The organism is Lichenicoccus sp., from assembly GCF_965276875.1.
GTDB lineage: Bacteria > Pseudomonadota > Alphaproteobacteria > Acetobacterales > Acetobacteraceae > Lichenicoccus.
In genome coordinates, this window is record NZ_OZ255701.1 from 3,074,659 (window position 1) to 3,091,857 (window position 17,199).

Annotated in this window: 16 protein-coding genes and 1 pseudogene; 13 read left to right on the forward strand and 4 right to left on the reverse strand. The window is 61.4% G+C overall.

The genetic code is table 11. The features are described 5' to 3' along the window. Positions 1-173: 173 nt before the first annotated feature. Together ACQY4K_RS14935 and ACQY4K_RS14940 are read left to right on the forward strand one after the other, a co-directional pair. A pseudogene (locus tag ACQY4K_RS14935) lies at positions 174-308 on the forward strand (AraC family transcriptional regulator); the annotation flags it as partial. A gap of 180 nt (positions 309-488) precedes the next feature. After that, on the forward strand, positions 489-734 hold the full coding sequence (locus ACQY4K_RS14940; RefSeq protein ID WP_428396150.1) for a helix-turn-helix transcriptional regulator: 246 nt from the start codon (positions 489-491) through the stop codon (positions 732-734). Between the two features lie 229 nt (positions 735-963). Here ACQY4K_RS14940 and ACQY4K_RS14945 read toward each other — a convergent pair whose 3' ends face one another. After that, positions 964-1,842 carry a LysR substrate-binding domain-containing protein gene (locus ACQY4K_RS14945; RefSeq protein WP_428390983.1) on the reverse strand — a complete coding sequence of 293 codons (879 nt, stop codon included), beginning with the start codon at positions 1,840-1,842 and terminating at the stop codon, positions 964-966. Between the two features lie 90 nt (positions 1,843-1,932). On the opposite strand from ACQY4K_RS14945, the gene ACQY4K_RS14950 reads away from it, so the two are divergent. From ACQY4K_RS14950 to ACQY4K_RS14965, 4 genes are all read left to right on the forward strand, one after another. Next, positions 1,933-2,829 (forward strand): NmrA family NAD(P)-binding protein, encoded by an 897-nt coding sequence (locus ACQY4K_RS14950; protein WP_428390985.1) that lies wholly within the window; start codon positions 1,933-1,935, stop codon positions 2,827-2,829. Between the two features lie 76 nt (positions 2,830-2,905). Next, positions 2,906-3,778, forward strand: a complete 873-nt coding sequence (locus tag ACQY4K_RS14955; protein WP_428390986.1) for an SDR family oxidoreductase — start codon at positions 2,906-2,908, stop codon at positions 3,776-3,778. 245 nt (positions 3,779-4,023) lie between these two features. After that, positions 4,024-4,848: an IS5 family transposase gene (locus tag ACQY4K_RS14960; protein ID WP_428390987.1), complete on the forward strand. Its 825-nt coding sequence runs from the start codon at positions 4,024-4,026 to the stop codon at positions 4,846-4,848. 20 nt (positions 4,849-4,868) lie between these two features. Further along, positions 4,869-6,173 (forward strand): LysR substrate-binding domain-containing protein, encoded by a 1,305-nt coding sequence (locus tag ACQY4K_RS14965; protein WP_428390988.1) that lies wholly within the window; start codon positions 4,869-4,871, stop codon positions 6,171-6,173. A gap of 742 nt (positions 6,174-6,915) precedes the next feature. Here ACQY4K_RS14965 and ACQY4K_RS14970 read toward each other — a convergent pair. Continuing rightward, positions 6,916-8,127: an acyl-CoA dehydrogenase family protein gene (locus ACQY4K_RS14970; protein ID WP_428390989.1), complete on the reverse strand. Its 1,212-nt coding sequence runs from the start codon at positions 8,125-8,127 to the stop codon at positions 6,916-6,918. Positions 8,128-8,544: 417 nt separating this feature from the next. On the opposite strand from ACQY4K_RS14970, the gene ACQY4K_RS14975 reads away from it, so the two are divergent. The 7 genes from ACQY4K_RS14975 to ACQY4K_RS15005 all read left to right on the forward strand — a co-directional run bounded on the left by ACQY4K_RS14975 (position 8,545) and on the right by ACQY4K_RS15005 (position 14,899). Next, positions 8,545-8,943, forward strand: a complete 399-nt coding sequence (locus ACQY4K_RS14975) for a carboxymuconolactone decarboxylase family protein (RefSeq protein ID WP_428390990.1) — start codon at positions 8,545-8,547, stop codon at positions 8,941-8,943. Beyond that, positions 8,940-10,430 carry an aldehyde dehydrogenase gene (locus tag ACQY4K_RS14980; protein WP_428390991.1) on the forward strand — a complete coding sequence of 497 codons (1,491 nt, stop codon included), beginning with the start codon at positions 8,940-8,942 and terminating at the stop codon, positions 10,428-10,430. Before ACQY4K_RS14975 ends, ACQY4K_RS14980 begins: the two co-directional genes overlap by 4 nt. Before the next feature lie 22 nt (positions 10,431-10,452). Next, positions 10,453-11,355: an NAD(P)-dependent oxidoreductase gene (locus ACQY4K_RS14985; RefSeq protein WP_428390993.1), complete on the forward strand. Its 903-nt coding sequence runs from the start codon at positions 10,453-10,455 to the stop codon at positions 11,353-11,355. Between the two features lie 92 nt (positions 11,356-11,447). After that, positions 11,448-12,167 carry an N-acyl homoserine lactonase family protein gene (locus ACQY4K_RS14990; RefSeq protein ID WP_428390994.1) on the forward strand — a complete coding sequence of 240 codons (720 nt, stop codon included), beginning with the start codon at positions 11,448-11,450 and terminating at the stop codon, positions 12,165-12,167. A 24-nt stretch (positions 12,168-12,191) separates the two neighbouring features. Beyond that, a complete protein-coding gene (locus ACQY4K_RS14995) occupies positions 12,192-12,602 on the forward strand; it encodes a Zn-ribbon domain-containing OB-fold protein (protein WP_428390995.1) in 411 nt (136 codons plus the stop codon). Continuing rightward, positions 12,589-13,740: an acetyl-CoA acetyltransferase gene (locus ACQY4K_RS15000; RefSeq protein WP_428390996.1), complete on the forward strand. Its 1,152-nt coding sequence runs from the start codon at positions 12,589-12,591 to the stop codon at positions 13,738-13,740. The genes ACQY4K_RS14995 and ACQY4K_RS15000 overlap by 14 nt, the downstream gene beginning before the upstream one ends. Positions 13,741-13,819: 79 nt before the next feature. Next, a complete protein-coding gene (locus ACQY4K_RS15005; protein WP_428390997.1) occupies positions 13,820-14,899 on the forward strand; it encodes a LysR family transcriptional regulator in 1,080 nt (359 codons plus the stop codon). Positions 14,900-14,975: 76 nt separating this feature from the next. Here ACQY4K_RS15005 and ACQY4K_RS15010 read toward each other — a convergent pair whose 3' ends face one another. Continuing rightward, a complete protein-coding gene (locus ACQY4K_RS15010) occupies positions 14,976-16,364 on the reverse strand; it encodes an MmgE/PrpD family protein (protein ID WP_428390998.1) in 1,389 nt (462 codons plus the stop codon). A 20-nt stretch (positions 16,365-16,384) separates the two neighbouring features. After that, on the reverse strand, positions 16,385-17,194 hold the full coding sequence (locus ACQY4K_RS15015) for an HpcH/HpaI aldolase/citrate lyase family protein (protein WP_428390999.1): 810 nt from the start codon (positions 17,192-17,194) through the stop codon (positions 16,385-16,387). Positions 17,195-17,199 lie beyond the last annotated feature (5 nt).

The following is a 17,199-nucleotide window of genomic DNA, read 5'->3' on the forward strand; positions in this document are numbered from 1 at the left end:
CCGATTACACTGACAAAGGGCGACTTCGTACTCGTGCCTGCCGCTTACGATTTCGCCGCTTCGAGCCTTAAACCGCCGTCAGGTGTCAAAGAGCCCGAAAGGGTCGAAACAAGTCCTGGCGTGTTCCGGCTCGGCAGCCCGGACGAGGCGCCCAACATCACCATGCTGGTGGGTCATTGCCGTTCGGCTCGAATGACGCCGATCTGCTGGTGTCGCTTCTGCCTCAGCTCGTGCATGTCCGTGGACAGGGACGGCTAACCACGCTGGTCGAACTCGTGAACGAGGAGACCCGCGGCGACAGGCCTGGTCGGGACGTGGTGATCGCACGGCTCCTTGAGGTCCTGCTGATTGAGGCGCTACGCTCCACCGCCGGACCTACAGCTCCCCAGGGTTTGCTACGCGGGCTCACCGACAACCGGCTCGCCACGGCACTTCGGCAGATGCATGACCGTCCGCACCATAATTGGACGGTGGTCGAACTCGCGAGAATGGCTGGACTTTCACGGTCCACGTTCTTTGATCAATTCAGGCGCGAGGTGGGCGTCGCGCCAATGGAATACTTGCTTCGCTGGCGCATGGCGCTTGCGAAGGACTTCCTCCGCCGCGAGCGAACCGGTGTGGCCCAAGTCGCCGAACGCGTGGGCTACAGTTCGGCAAGCACGTTCAGCAAGGCCTTTGGCCGCCACGTCGGAATACCGCCAACTCTGTACGCGCGAGAACAGCGAGCTGAATGAGACGCCGTCGGGAGCAGCGAAGATCGAACCGGCAGCAACACAACGGTCACGCCGGTCGAGCGCTGCTACCGCGAGAGATCGGGCTCGAAGAAGGCGTCGGCGGCTGACATCAGTTTCATGCAGCCGCACCCGGCTTGGTGTAGACGAAATACGTTCTTGCCAGGCTGCGCCCGACATATTCAGCTTCTGCCAGCAGTCGGCGTCCTTAAAGTTGGTTGATTGCCGCTCGTCAAACCATCTTCACGACGAGATCGATGAAGCTCCGCAGCTTTGGCGACGGATGCCGATCCGGGAGGGTCAGCAACGAGAGTGGCAGTGAGGGCGCAGCGTGGTCCGCCAGCAGGTGGGTGAGACGTCCGGCCGCGATGTCGTCCGCTACCAGGACTTCAGGCTGTAGTATTACGCCCACATGCGCGAGCGCCGCGGCGCGAAGGGCTTGCCCGTTGTTGACGCGCAGGCTTCCGCCGGCCTGGATCGTGACCTCGCCACCCACTCCTGAGAACCGCCACACCCGAGGCTCGCCGGCATTGGTGAAATCGAGGCAGTTGTGACTTTCCAAGTCGGCCGGCGTCCGCGGATGGCCGTGTGCGGCCAGATAGGACGGCGACGCACAGGCGACCAGACGCAGTGGCGACAAGGCGCGGACGATCAGCCCTGAATCGGGTAGCGTGCCGACGCGTATCGCAACGTCGAGTTCGTCGGCAAGCATGTCGAGACGCTGGTCTTGCAGGACGAGCTCAACCTGTACTTCCGAGTGGCCGTGCAAATACACGGCGATGATTGCAGGTATGATGGTCGTTCCGAGGGACATCGGTGCTGTCACGCGCAGCAGGCCACGCGGTGTGGACTGCGCAAGGTCGGCCGACCTCTCGGCATCGTCGATGTCGCGGAGGATGCGTCGGCATTGTTCGTAATAGGCGCGGCCGAACTCGGTCAGGCTCTGCTGCCGAGTTGTCCGGTTGAGCAGCAGCGCTCCGAGCCTTGCCTCTAGGAAACGCACATGATTGCCCACCATGCTGGGCGACAGTCCTCGGCCAGCGGCTGCGCCAGCGAAGCTGCCCCGCTCGACGGTGCGGACGTAGCTCTCCATAGCCAGCAATCGATCCATTCGAGACCTTCGCTCACGAGTGTCGTTAATGATCGTCTCTTTAAGCAGTTCCACGCTGGGCCAAATCGATCCCGACAGAAGGAGATCGACATGCCTGAAGCTTCGAACACCCTCGTGGTTGGCGCAGCCGGCCGTTTTGCTGGGCTGGTCGTGCCGGAGCTGGCCAAGCGGGGCGTGCATCCGCGTGGGCTTGTCCGTACGCCGGAACAGGCCGAGACGGCGCGAGGCAACGGAGCCGGCGAGGTCGTCTTCGGAGACCTTCGAGATCGCGCAAGCGTCGAGGCCGCGCTCAAGAGTGTGGAACGGGCCTTCTACATTTCGCCCGTTTTCCAGGAGGACGAAGCCGAGATGGGCGTCGGTTTCGTGGAAGCCGCCAAGCAGGCGGGTGTGCGCCGGATCGTGTTCTCAACGATCATCCATCCCTCCCTCGATCTGCGGAATCACGCATCGAAGCGGCCGATCGAGGATGCCCTGTTCAAGTCGGGTCTGGACTACACCCTGCTTCGGCCGTCAGTCCTCTACCAGAATCTGGCCGCAGGATGGCCGGCCGTCGTCAAGACCGGCGTGCTGGCCGAACCGTTCTCCGCCACTGCTCGCATCGCACGGGTCGATTACCGCGATATCGCCGAGGTGGCGGCGATCGCCCTCACCGAGGACCTGCTGGTCAACGGCGCGTATGAGCTGAGCGCCGACGGTGGAAAAAATCGCGGGGAAGTGGCTGCCATCGCCAGCGAGGTGTCGGGGCGCGAAATCAAGGCAGCCGCGCCCGTGTTCGAGGAATGGGCGGCCAAGGCGCAGCTGCCCTACGACGACGCGCAGAAGCAGCAGCTCGCGGCGATGTATGCGAACTACGATAAGCACGGGCTGCTCGGCAATCCGTTCACGCTTCGGTCGATCCTGGGTCGCGAACCCCGCGCGATGCACGCGTTCTTCGCCGACTTGGTGGCTGGAACGCCGACAACAATCGCCCAAGCGCGACATCGGTGAATTGCCGATTTCGTAAGCGGTCCGGAACCAGAACACCGGCCGCTTTGATCCAATCCTAAAAACGGAGTAATATAGAATGACAATACTTGCAGTCGGCGGCACTGGGCAAGTCGGAAGTCCGATCGTGAAAAACCTGGCTGAGCATGGCGCGGACGTCGTTGTGCTTACCCAACACCCAGAAGCGCACCTGCCACCTGGGGTCCGGGCGGTTAAAGGGGATGGGCTGGATCCCGAGACGATGCGACGCGCCTTGCGAGGCGTGGACACGCTTTTCATTCTCAACCCTGTCGTCGCCGACGAATTGACACGAGCGCTCCTGACTTTGAGGCTTGCGAAAGATGCTGGTTTGAAGGGAATCGTTTATTTCTCGATGGCCAACGCGGATGCGCTCGTGGACGTCCCGCATGCGGCTGCCAAGTTTGCAGGCGAGCGGCTCATTGAATCATTGGATCTTCCCGCGACCATTCTGCGCCCAAACTACTTTTTCCAGAACGATGCGATGGTCAAGGACGCTTTTCTCGGCAACGGGTTATATGCGATGCCCGTCGGAAATGTCGGCGCCGCGATGGTCGATATCCGCGACATCGCGGATGTTGCAGCGCTGGAACTTCTGAAGCGGGACTCTGCCGCCGACAGGCTACCTCGCGACCTCATCGACATCTCGGGTCCCGAGATCCTTACCGCCAACAGCATCGCCTCGATCTGGACGGATGTGCTTGGCAAATCGATCTCCTACGCCGGCGACGACCTGGATATCTTCGAGAAGAGCCAACGCGAGCACGTGGCGCCAGCAATGGCTCTCGACATTTCGCTAATGTTCGATAGCTGGCAGAAGATTGGGATAATGCCGATGCCGGGAGCTATCGAGCGTCTGACAGCGATGCTTGAACGGCCGTTGCGGACATACCGTGCCTTCGCAGAGGAAACAGCGGCGCAGTGGCTTTGCTGACGCAGTATGCCTTCCCGCGGTGTTGGCCCGGCATGGTCCGCTGGGAAATCAGAAGCTCAGCGCGACCAGTGGCGGTTGTCGGCCTATTGCCAGCATTTCTGCCCTGCATGGGGAGTAGCAGGCAGTGACAGAGTGTTCGCGCGCATCGGAACTTGAACCTCGAAGGTGAATGGGCAAGCTGGGGACCTATGCTCGACCTAGAGGGTGTTATGTACTTTCGCGCGGTGGCCGCTTAATGGAGATGGATGTGCCCCACTCCGGTTCGCAAGCCCTATCCTTCTGACGTCAGCGACGAGGAATGGTCGCTGGTGGTCCCGTATCTGACGTTGATGACCGAGGCGGCCCCTCAGCGTGAGCACTCCTCGCGGGAGCTGTTCAACGCGCTTCGCTACGTTATTCGCTACGGGATTGCCTGGCGTGCCATGCCGAACGACTTTCCCCCCTGGGCGGCCGTGTATCAGCAGTCCCAACGATGGCTGGCCGCGGGATGTTTTGAGACACTGGCCCAAGACTTGCGCGTATTGCTGCGCCTGGCGTCTGGCCGGGCGGAGGAGCCAACGGCGGCGATCATCGACAGTCGCACCCTGCGCTCGACGCCGGAGAGCGGCACTCGCGCCGGCTATGACGGTGCCAAACGCAAACGAGGGTCGAAGGTGCATATGGCCGTGGACACGCTCGGCCACCTGCTCACCCTGCACGTCACACCGGCTGATGTCGGTGACCGTGCCGCAGTAAAACGCCTCGCCGCCGACATCCAGGATGCCACGGGCGACAATGTCAAACTCGCCTATGTCGATCAGGGCTACACCGGCGAGGCGGCCGCAGACGCCGCAGCAGCCGAGGGCATCGCGCTGCACGTCGTCAAATTGCCGGAGGCAAAGCGAGGATTTGTTCTCCTGCCACGGCGCTGGGTCGTGGAACGATCCTTTGCTTGGGCCACACGTTGCCGCCGACTGGTCAAAGATTACGAGCGCTACGCCGAAACACTCGCCGGCTTCCACGTGATCGCATTCGTCGGATACATGCTCAAGCATGCCGCAGACCTGATGAGAGTCCATAACACCCTCTAGTCGGGTTGCAACGTGCTCTGGTGGTTCTCGATCACGGAAGCTTTCGCAAGGCAGCCGAGGCGCTTGGTGTTCGGCCGTCGATTGTGGGTCGCCATGTTCGCACGCTCGAGGACGCGACCGGAGTCAGCTTATTCCACCGGCAAAGTCGGGGTGCGCAGCCAACGTTCGCGGGGGTTCGCATCCTGTCTTGCGGGCGAGAGATCCTCAACGACGTGCAAAGTCTGCTGCTCAAGGCCGCGCTCAGCGGTGCCGGTAATGAGGGCAGGTTGTGCGTCGGGGTCGTCTCCTTGGTCGCGAGCGGCACTCCACGCCAGCTTCTCCAGGCGTTTCTCGCGGAGCACGCCGACGTCGAACTTGAGATCGTCGAAGGCTCGCCGCGCGACCAGGTCGCGGCTGTTCGAGCGCTGCGCATGGACGTGAGCTTTGTCGTGGGAACAACGCCAGCCCCGGGATGCGAGGTGGAACTTCTCTGGTCCGAGGCGGTCAACGTCGTGCTGCCGGACAACCATCGCCTAGCAAATCTGGAGACCGTGCAATGGGAACACATCTCTGAAGAACGCTTCATCGTGAGCAAAACCGACCCTGGTCCTGAGGTCCACAACTTCGTCGTCCGGAGTCTCTCCACCTTCGGTCATCGGCCGATTGTCGGGCGGCATCCGGTACGCCGCGAGGAATTGATGGCAATGGTTGGGCTTGGGCGTGGGATCAGCGTCGTCGGAGCCGCAGATTCCGCAGTGGTCTATCCGGGGCAGGAGGAGTTTGCCACCTGTTCCCGTGTTTGTTGCGACTGCCTGAAGCTCCGACGCCAGCGGGACACCAGGACTCGTAAGATCCAGACGGTCTTCGGGACCATCACGGTCGACGCTCCTCGGATCAGCATATGCCCGTGTAAAAACTACTGGGGCTTCGTGGACATGTCCCAGTCACCTCTGACCGAGCTGCTCCCGGACCGGTGCACGCCCGAGCTTCGGCGGCTACAAGCGGAGTTGAGCGTTAGGCACTCCTACCGGGAAGCGGCTCGGCTGCTGACCACCCTCTTGCCGTGCCGGCCGATGAACCACGCCACCATGCGCAACAGAACGCATTGCGTCGCGGCGGATCTCGAGCAGATGCCGGCAGACCAACCTGCGCCCGAGGCCGAGCGACCAGCTGAGATGATGGTCCTGATCGATGGGGCGCACATTCGAGCAGCCCATGGGTATCAGTCGCGGTATGTCGACGTCACCGTCGGCAAGATCGAGGTTGCTCGGAAGACGCCGCGGCGGTTCGCTCTGGCGCCCAAAGGTGCCGGATCTGCACTGGCGACCGTGCGTCAGGCGCTTTGAGAGCAGGGTTGGGAGCGTGGCCGCTCCGTCACGGTCCTCAGCGACGGCGAGGCAGCCCTTCCCGGCCTGGTTCGCGCAGCAGTCGGTCAGCCGATCACCTGCATTCTGGACTGGTGGCACATTTCCATGCGGGTGCAGCACGTCCAGCAGGCGATGCCTGGTATCCATGCTCTCGATCCATAACACCGCGCGGGCCTGGACATCATCGACCGCTGGATCGGGCGACTTCGACGTCTCATCTGGAACAACCGTTCCGATGAGGCCCCCGGCGACTTGTTCTATATCCGACAAGCCGCGCCCGGGGTTGCATACGTGAACGGCGAGACATTCAGACCTGTGGTCGCGAGGCTCCTCTGGAACTGTGACGACCTGCGTCGCTATCTGGAAAACGCCGGCAACTCGTTGATCGACTACGGTGAACGCTACCGTTCGAAGCTGCCCATCTCGACATCTCGGGCGTTCTCACCCTGATTGTCGCGCGGCAGCCAACGCTCGCATGGCCAAGAACTAGCGGATGAGGTGGTCGCCGCAAGGAGCGCATCGCGTCGCATGGGTCCGCGCCGCCGTCTTGGACGGTCGCCTTATGCAGCCACCCAATGTTCCTCGGGCCGGTTGAACGGCCAAGACTTTTCCACTCCCAACCTCGTCGGTCCCAAGCGCCACCGCCAAAGGGCGCGGTGCGCGGGCATATGAGCAAAGGAGCGCCAGCCGCTATACGCGGCCAGCGTCAGCGACACCGCCGTCAATAGGATCGCGGCAGGTCCAGCACGTGCTCGGACAAGTAGGCGAGAATCATGTTCGTCGAGATCGGAGCGACCTGGTAGAGGCGTGTCTCGCGGAACTTGCGCTCAACATCGTACTCCTCTGCAAAACCGAATCCACCATGGGTCTGGATACAGGCTTCGCCTGCGGCCCAGCTGGCCTCTGCAGCCAACATCTTGCCCATATTGGCTTCCTCACCACAGCGCTCGCCCCGCTCGAACTTGGCGAGCCCCTCATTGACGATTGCCTGAGCAGCACGAAGTTGAGCATAAGCCCGGGCAATAGGAAACTGGATGCCCTGGTTCTGCCCAATGGGCCGCCCAAACAGAACACGCTCCCTGGCATAGGCGACCGACTTGTCGGTGAACCACTTGCCGTCCCCGATGCACTCGCTGGCGATGAGTAGGCGCTCTGCGTTCATCCCGTCCAGGATGTATTGAAAGCCATTTCCCTCGACACCTACCAGGTTATCAGCCGGCACCCGGAGCTCGTCGAAAAACACTTCGCACGAGTTATGATTCATCATTGTCCGGATAGGGCGAATAGTAAGTCCGTGGCCTATGGCTTCACGCATGTCGACGATAAAGGTGGACAGGCCCTCCGTCTTCTTGGCGGTCTTCTCCCTCGGCGTGGTACGCGCGAGCAACAGCATAAGGTCGGAATGCTCGGCGCGGCTGGTCCAGATTTTCTGGCCGTTCACCACATAACTGTCGCCGTCACGCACGGCCATGGTCCTAAGAGCCGTCGTGTCGGTCCCGCTGGTCGGCTCGGTCACGCCGAACGCCTGAAGGCGAAGCGACCCGTCAGCGAGACCAGGAAGATATTGCCGCTTCTGCGCCGCGCTGCCGTGTCGGAGCACCGTGCCCATGATGTACATCTGCGCATGGCAGGCGCCCCCGTTGCACCCCCCCCGTTGCACCTCCTCAAGGACCGCAGCCGCTGCGGAGAGCGGCAGGCCGGAACCGCCATACTCCTCGGGAATCAATGCAGCGAGGTAGCCCGCCTCCGTCATCGCGGCTACAAATTCGGTCGGATAGCGCTGTGAGCGGTCCTGCTCGCGCCAATATTCGCCGGGGAACGATGCGCAGAGTTTGCGAATCTCCTCGCGGATCTCAGCGTAGCTACGGTCTTCCGCCACCCCTGCGAAGCCGGTCGTCTCGGGTATGGTTCTAGAGCTATCGGCGACCATCATTCTACCCTTACGTGCAAGCAGTTGACTGAGATCGCCCTGAATTAAAGGACCATTAGGTCAGACAGCTAGTGGTTGAGCTGTCCTATCAGCTATGCTTCATGCTAGCCGTCGACGGAATAAACCGAACCGTGACGACGGATTGCAGAGAAGCCGGCAACGTGATCATCCATTGCAATGCGCTCCACCAAGACAGTCCGCAGGCTTGCCACATCAATGAGATCAGCGGGGAAGGGAGTGCTACCTCCAATCCTGATCTAGCTGATATCCGGAGAGATCGAGTGCTACCTCGATTGAGAGTGGTGCGTTCCTGATGTAACTTTGACAACCGTGGTGGTGGTTCCGCGCTAGATGGGCCGACATGCTTTTTGTGAGGTCCAGGTGCCGAGGAGCACACTTTAAAGCCGAGGGATGTCTAAGATGCCTATAAACAAGGAACTCTACGACCGCGGCCTTGCAATCCGAACGGAGGTCGTCGGACCCGACCATGTGAAACGGGCTCTCGAATCTGCCAACACCTTCACCCAGCCGATGCAGGATCTGGTGACGGAATTCTGTTGGGGAGCGATCTGGGGACGCGAAGGCCTGGAGCGGAAGACGCGTAGCTTGATCAATCTCGCGATGCTTTCCGTCCTAAACCGTCCAAACGAGCTGAAAGCGCATGTAAGGGGGGCGGTGCGCAATGGCTGCACGATGGAGGAGATACGTGAGGTCCTCCTGCAGGTAGCGGTGTATGCAGGTGTTCCCGCGGCGATCGACTCCTTCCGCGCAGCGCGAGAAGTACTCGACGAGGTCGAGGCAGAAAGCAAGTCAACATGAAGGTGATAGACCGTCCTGGTCAGCTCCTCATCGGTGGTCGTTGGATCGATCCAACGACTGGAACGTGGTTCGACACGATAAATCCCTTTACAGGGAAAGCATGGGGAACCGTGGCGCGGGCGGGGATCGCCGACGTCGAGCGAGCCGTATCCGCGGCCCATGAAGCCTTTCATGCGGCAAAGTGGCGGGGCATCACCGCCTCGGCTCGCGGCGCTCTGCTCGTGAGGCTGGGAGAGTTGATCGCGGCTAATGCGGTCGAACTGGCGCGCATCGAGTCTCAGGATAATGGAAAGCTTATCGCCGAGATGAGCGCCCAGCTTGGCTACATTCCCGAATGGTTCCGATATTTCGGCGGCTTGGCCGACAAGATCGAAGGCCGGGTGCTTCCGATCGACAAGCCTTCGACCTTTGCTTACACTCGCGAGGAGCCGCTCGGCGTCATTGGTGTGATCACGCCCTGGAACTCGCCTCTACTACTCGCGGCCTGGAAGCTGGCTCCGGCACTCGCGGCTGGCAACACGATCGTCTGGAAGCCGTCCGAGTTTTCCTCCGCTTCGGCTCTGGCGTTCGGACAGCTTTTTGAGGAAGCGGGCTTCCCGCCCGGTGTTGTCAATATCGTTACCGGCTTCGGTAACGAGATCGGTGATGCGCTGGTTGATCACCGACAAATATCGAAGGTGGCGTTCACCGGCGGTGATGCGACTGGCCAGCGGATCTATCAAAGAGCGGCCGAGCAGATCAAGCCGGTCACTCTGGAGTTGGGTGGCAAATCCGCCAACATCGTGTTCTCGGACTCGAACCTGGACCACGCGTTGAATGGCGTGATCTCCGGGATTTTCGCGGCCACCGGCCAAACCTGCATTGCCGGCTCACGAGCGCTGGTGCAACGTGACGTCTACGAAGGGTTTGTAACGAGGCTCGTTGATTTTGCCCGGCAGGCGCGTCTTGGTGATCCGCTCGATCCGCAGACCCAGGTCGGGCCGGTCACCACGGAGCAGCAACTACGGAAGATTCTCGATTACATCGATATCGGCAGGGCGGAAGGAGCACGTTGCGTGCTCGGGGGCGCCAGGCCGGTCCGCCCCGAATGCGGCGATGGCTGGTTCGTCGAACCGACCATTTTCACGGATGTCGCGCCGTCGATGCGGATTGCGCAGGAAGAGATCTTCGGGCCGGTCCTGTCAGTGATTCCGTTCGAAGACGAAGAAGACGCTGTCCGCATAGCAAACGGTACGATGTTCGGCCTCGCGGCTGGCATATGGACTTCGAACATCCGCCGAGCGCTGACGCTGCCAACCAGACTGGAAGCGGGGACCGTATGGGTGAACACCTACCGGGCGGTAAGCTATCTGGCGCCGTTCGGCGGTTACAAGCGCTCCGGACTGGGACGAGAGAGCGGCCAGGCGGCAATCCACGAATATCTGCAGACCAAGACCGTGTGGATCGATACCAGCGAGACTTTCGGCAACCCCTTCATCATTCGCTGATCAAAAGGAGCTCGCTTCGCTCATGTCCATCGGTTTTATCGGTCTCGGAAATATAGGTGCGCCGATGGCTCGCCGCCTAGTCGCAGCCGGTCACGACGTACTCGTGTTCGACCTGAACCAGGCCGCCGTCGAGCGGCTCGTCGGCGTCGGAGCAAAGGCTGGCCATTCCGTGCGGGCGATCGGCGACCGATGCGAGACGGTGCTCCTTAGCCTTCCCGCGCCGGCCATCGTCAACGAGGTGGTGCTGGGGCAGGACGGTCTGATATCGAGCAGCGTCGTCCGTCATGTGATCGACCTCTCAACGACCGGCTCTGATACGGCGCATAACATCGATGAAGGGCTGAGCCGGCGCGGAATCGGTGCTGTGGATGCGCCGGTAAGTGGCGGTGTTTCTGGGGCGGAGGCGGGAACTCTGGCGATCATGGTCGCATGCTCCCGTCAACGCTTCGAGGTGGTCGAACCGCTCTTGCGGACGCTCGGACGTGTGTTCCACGTGGCCGAACGCCCAGGGCTTGGCCAGCTGATGAAGCTGATCAACAATTACCTGTCTGCCACGTCACTGGCGGTTACGAGCGAAGCGTTCGTATTGGGCTTAAAGCGCGGGCTCGATCCGGTTAAGATGATCGAAGTGCTGAACGCCGGATCGGGACGCAGCAGCGCCTCTCTGGACAAGTTCCCACGTGCGATCCTCCCTGGCACCTTTGATCTGGGCTTCACGATTGCATTGATGTGCAAGGATCTCGGATTGTTCCTCGACGAGGCAAAAATGGCGGGCGTCTCGCTCGCTGCCGGCGCTGCGATTGACGGCGCGTGGCAAAACGCCAGAGGCGAGTTGGGGGGCGACGCGGATTTCAGCCGCATTGTCACGGTGCTGGCGAGACAGGCGGGAATCGACCCTTTGCCCTGCAAGGAGCATGAGAGCTGAGCGACACCTACGAGATCCACGCCGTACGCTATGCACGCGTGGACCGGCGGCGGCCCGAGAACTTCGTCGGCGGTGATCCGCATGATGGTCCGATGCCAATGGACTATTTTGTTTGGGCACTTGTCAGCCCAGAGCGGACGATCGTGGTTGATACGGGTTTTGATCGATCTGGGGCAGAAGCACGAAAGCGTGAGCTGCTGAGGCCCGTAGAGGAGGGGTTGGCGGCGATCGGTGTCGATCATCGCATTGTTCGGGATGTTGTGTTCACCCACCTGCACTACGACCACTGCGGCAATCGGCATCTCTTTCCGGAGGCACGATTTCATGTCCAGGACAGCGAAATGCAGTTCGCGACAGGCCGCTGCATGTGCCATGAGACATTCCGTACACATTATGAGATGGAGGACGTTCTGACGATGGTGCGGCGCACCTTCACAGGCAGGACGGAATTTCACAGCGGCGCAACCGAGCTCGCCCCTGGTGTCACGCTCCATCATGTCGGAGGCCACACGCTCGGCATGCAGGTCGTTCGTGTCAAGACCCAGCGGGGCTTCGTTGTGCTCGCGTCGGACGTATCTCACTACTATGAAAATATTGAGAAAGATCGAGCCTTCCCGGCGGTCTATTCAATAGGCGCACTCCTCGATGCCTACCGCGACGTAAGGCGACTGGCCTCATCTGGGTCGCATGTCATTCCTGGTCACGATCCCCTCGTTCTTCGGACATATCCTCCGTCCGCACCGAGCCTGGTCGGTCTTGCAGCGCGATTGGACCTGGACCCAATTCAGCCTTTCCCAGCCGCAACTGAGTAGAAGTTTCACCGTAAGGTCAGAAAGATGTCATCTCCAAACGCCGAAGGCGAGAGTCCTGGTGGCCAGTATCAATCCTACCTAAGGCAAGGAGCGATCCACCTTCAGCGTTGTCGCGCCTGTACCGGGCCTGTCATCTTCCCGCCGAGAACACTCTGCCCTCGCTGTGGGTCCACGAAACTCGAGTGGGCGCCCATTTCAGGTAAGGGCACAGTGTATTCCGCCACCGTCATCCATCAGCGGCCGGAGCGCGGCGGCGATTATAGCATCGCCCTCGTAGACCTCGCCGAAGGTGCCAGGATGCTGAGCAGCGTTCGGGGTATGCCGGCTGGTGATGTGGCGATCGGGATCGCTGTCCGGGCCATCATTGAGAGCCTGGATCCGGCAAGCTACATTGTTCGCTTCGAGAAGGAGCCGGCGACCGATGAAATATCCTGACTTGCGTGATGCGGCGGCAATCGTCGGCATCGGACTCGCTGGAATCGGCGAGGCACCAGGCTTTACTCATCTTGATTTGATCGGCCGTGCGGTGTCGCGGGCGCTTGATGACGCGGGTCTGTTGCTTTCTGACATCGACGCGCTCTATGCCGCCAACATGGTGGATATGTTTCCGACGCTGGTGGTCGGAGACTATCTTGGCATCCATCCCGCTCATGCCGTCGGCACCAATACGGGCGGCAACGTCTTCGTCGACCATGCCATCTCAGCGGCCGCCGCGCTCCAGTCCAGTCTGTGCGACGTAGCACTTATCTGTTACGGCAGCAACCAACGCAGCGCTGCTCTGCCGATCATGCCTGCGGGCACGCCTCCCTATGAGATGATTCACAAGCCTCGCGAGCCGATCTCGTCCTACGCCATGGCGGCCGCCCGCCACATGCACCAGTATGGGACGACCCGTCACGACTTGGCGATGGCGGCAGTGGCGGCGCGGCAGTGGGCCCGGCTAAATCCCGTTGCATTCGCAAGAAGCCCGCTTACCGCAGACGAGGTGCTTTCCAGCCGCATGATCTGTGATCCGCTAAGCCTACTGGATTGCTGCCTTGTAACTGACGGCGCTGGGGCCGTGATCATGACGAGGCCGGACAGAGCGCGCCACCTCGCCAAGGCGCCGGTCCATTTCCTGGGCGGCCGGACGGCTGCGTCTCATTACCAGATCGGGCAGATGCCCGATCTGACGACCACCAAAGCGGCCGAGACGGGTCCGGCCGCTCTCCGCATGGCGCGCGTCAAGGTCGAGGACGTCAATCTTCTCCAACTCTATGACGCCTTCACGATCAACGTCGTCATGTTTCTCGAGGACCTGGGCTTCTGCCCCAAGGGCGAAGGCGGCCGTTTTATCGGCGATGGCCGCATCGCCCCGGAAGGCTCGCTTCCGGTCAATACCAATGGTGGCGGTCTGTCATGCGTCCAGCCGGGTATGTACGGCATCTTCACCCTTATCGAGGCCGTCGAGCAGCTTCGTGGAGACGCGGGAGATCGTCAGGTGGCGGGAGCCAATGTGGCTCTCTGCCATGGCAACGGAGGCCTACTCGCAGCGCAATCGACGGTAGTGCTCGGGACAGCGGCGACAGTCTGATACGGCTGGCGCGAGAGGACCATGGCGTTGCTCCGGCCCGACCGCTGCAGGCAGGATGCCGACTGACTTATGGGTGAGAATGCACAAGCTCAGCCTACTCTCTCTCGGCATCCGGACCTTGCCGCAACAGGCGGCGCTGTATACGCTATGGCAAAACAAAAGGCTGGGAGCGATGGATCTCAGGCATCTCAAGCTGTTTTTGGCTGTAGCGGACACCGGAAGCTTCTCCAAGGCGGGGGCTACTTGTTCTGTGGCTCAGCCTGTCCTCAGTCGCTGCGTAAGGGAACTTGAAGAGACCTTGGGCGTGGTCCTGTTCATCAGGACAGGTCGAGGTGCGGTTCTGACGCCGGCGGGGCTACGGTTTCGCGAGCATGCGAAGGATATCCTCGATCGCGTCAATTCTGCTCTGAGCGAGTTCGTGGGGCTCCAGACCAATCCGATCGGGGAAGTCATACTCGGCGTTCCGCCTACCGTCGGTGCGCTACTCATCGTGCCGCTGGTTCGTCGTTTCAAACTTGAATTTCCTCGTGGTTCGCTGAAAATCTCCGAAGTCTTCAGTGGCGCGGTCGCGGAGTGGCTCAGCATCGGTCGACTGGATGTTGCGGTCCTATACAACCCGCCAAAATCGAGCACCCTGGTGGTCGACGACCTGATCGAGGAACAACTCTACCTTGTTGGATCCAATGCGCACGGCGAGGTCGATCTCCCGAACCCCGTGCCGACCGCTTTGCTGGGAGATCTGCCGTTGGTCCTTCCTAGCCGTCCGCATGGATTACGACTGCTCGTCGAACGATCGCTGGCAGAGGTCAAGAGCCAGCTCGGAACGATCGTCGAGGTTGATTCCCTGCAAGCCATGGTCGCGCTCGTCGAAGCCGGGATTGGCTTCACGGTGCTTCCTTACGCCAGCGTCAAGGGGGAAATGCAGGCAGGACGTCTGAAATGCTGGCCGATCCATGAGCCGACGATTGCCCGACGTCTGGTTGTCGCGACCTCGACGGCGCGGCCGCTTACCGGCATGGCACGAACTATGGTGAGCATGGTTCGTCAAGAGGTCTCACGCCTGGTTGCTGAGGGTTATTGGGAAATGACCTTGCCGGAAGCAACCGACCAGGGACTGCCTCTCAAGGCTAAGAATCAGGGACTGGTGGTTGTCTCCTAGAACCTGACCAGTCGCCCGCACTGCGGCTTGAGCGTGATCGGCGAAGCCAAGGTAACCCAATCATGTTCCAGGAGTATCAGGCTGCCTTGACCTGACCCGCTCCAGTCGAGAAAGCAAGCCCGATCTTGTCCAGCTCGTAGAAGCGCAGGATTGTTTCCTGCAGATGATCGATTTCGGCCGCGCTCAGGATGCCGGCGGCCAATCCGGCGAACTTCCGGCATAGCTCGGTCCTGGTCGGGAAATTCGCCGGTTCGCCGCTGGGATCGATGACCTTGCGCTGCACGCTCCTTGTGCCGAAGCGGATATTGACCAGAGCAGCCATGTGCTCCGGGAACTCGGCTTCGATCTCGGGAGCGTTGATGCACCCCACCTTCGACATCAGTCGCTGCAGCCTCGCATCCCCGAGCAGGCCGAAGCTGTTCCAGTCGACCTTGCCGGTCAGCAGCGCTGTGGCGATGACGAAGGGACCGCTGAACTGCGCATCGACAATGTTGGCCGGACGGGACTTTTGGTCCGCGGGCGAGCCGATCAGGAGCATCCCAGCTTGACTAAGGCCGAGCTGGATCTCGTCGATCGCGTCCACATCGAAATCGTGCTCCTTTCGCAGCCAGAGAGCCGCGTCAATCCCGGCGTGGCCCCATCGGCAGGATGGGTAGGGCTTCACGCCCACGGCCATCAGCTCGTATTTCCGGCCGAGATCCTCAAAGAACCGGCCCGGATTTGTCGGGTCGCCATAAGAGTTAAGGAAGCCATGTTTGCCCTCCAGAGCCTGGGAAGCACCTATGAACCCTTCGCGCGCGAGAGTTGCTGCGACCATTCCCGCAAGGCTTGCCCAGCCGACCTGGAAGCGTTTGGTCCAGGCGCCGTTGGCGAGGAACTGCAGGCTGCCTGATGTCTGGCTCAGCACGACACCAAAGGCGGACATCATCTGGTCGCGCGACAGACCGTAGACTCGACCCGCCGCAGCGGCGGCGCCGAACGCGCCGCATGTTGCCGAGGGGTGGAAGCCTCGCTGGTAATGCGCGCCGGCCGGAAGTGCCAGGCTCAGCCGGAGGGCGACTTCGTAACCGGCGACGATGGCGGCGGCGACACTTGCCCCGGACGCGCCGGTCGCCTCGCCCGCGGCCAACGCCGCCGGGATAACCGTCGCGCCGGGATGAACGACGGCGACCGCATGTGTATCGTCGAAATCGAGACTGTGGCCGAGCGTTCCGTTGATCAGGGCGGCCGTCGCAGAGCTGTAGGTTGCTGGGTCCGAGAAGACATGCGCCTCTCTCCCTTCCGTCCCGAGGATTTTGACCGCGGAGAGGAGGGCAGGGGTACTTTCCGAGGAATGGCGGGCCCGGATAATGTTGCCGATCAGGTCGAGCGCTAGAGCGCCCGCCCGGTCGAGAACTTCCCTCGGGAGATCCTCAGCACGCACCGTTGCCGCATATTCGGCCAAAGCGTCGGTCAGACCGATCATCTGCTTTTCTCCCATCTCAGCTATGTCAACCTTTGACGTGCTTGGTTTGCTGTCAGGATCGCCCGGGCACGACGTCGAACAGGTTCGTCTACCATGATGCCGGCTACAGCCGTGGCACCCGCCTTGTCGGCCGCCAGGATACGCTCAGCTTGGGCGACCTCCGCCGGTCGAGGCGCGAACGCGGCACGCACCGGCTCGATCTGAGCAGGATGAACACATAGCTTGCCCCCGAAACCCAGCCGGCGGGCTCTTTCAGCGTCCCGGGTCACCTCTACCGGATCCTTGATCGCGAGTGTCACGCCATCGAGGGGTGCTGCGAGGCCGGCGAGTCTTGATGCCAAAACGATTTCCGCACGCGCCGCTGCCAGGGCCTCAGCCTCATGATCGCAGCCCAGATCGGCTGCATAATCCACCGAGCCGAAAGCCAACCTGCAGACGCCTGGTGCGTCTCCCAATTTTCTGGCCGACGCGATCCCCCTTGCCGTCTCAATGAGGAGCAGGAGCCTGATTCTTTCCGGCAGTCGAGTGCGCAGATCGTATAAGTCTTGCGACGGCTCCGCCTTCGGCAAGAGCACGCCAGTTACCTCGAGTCTCTCCACAGCTTCAACGTCTTCGCCGAACCAAGGGGTCTCGATGCCGTTGATCCGCACAATCACGGGACAGCCAGCCAGCTCCACATTGCGCAGCGCGAGACGCGCCTTTTCCTTGCCGACAGGCGGAATCGAATCCTCACAGTCCACGATAATCGCGTCCGCACCCGACGCGACGGCCTTCGGCAGCAGGTCGAGCCTGTTGGCCGGCACGAATAGCGGTGTCACGCAGCCGGACATGGCGG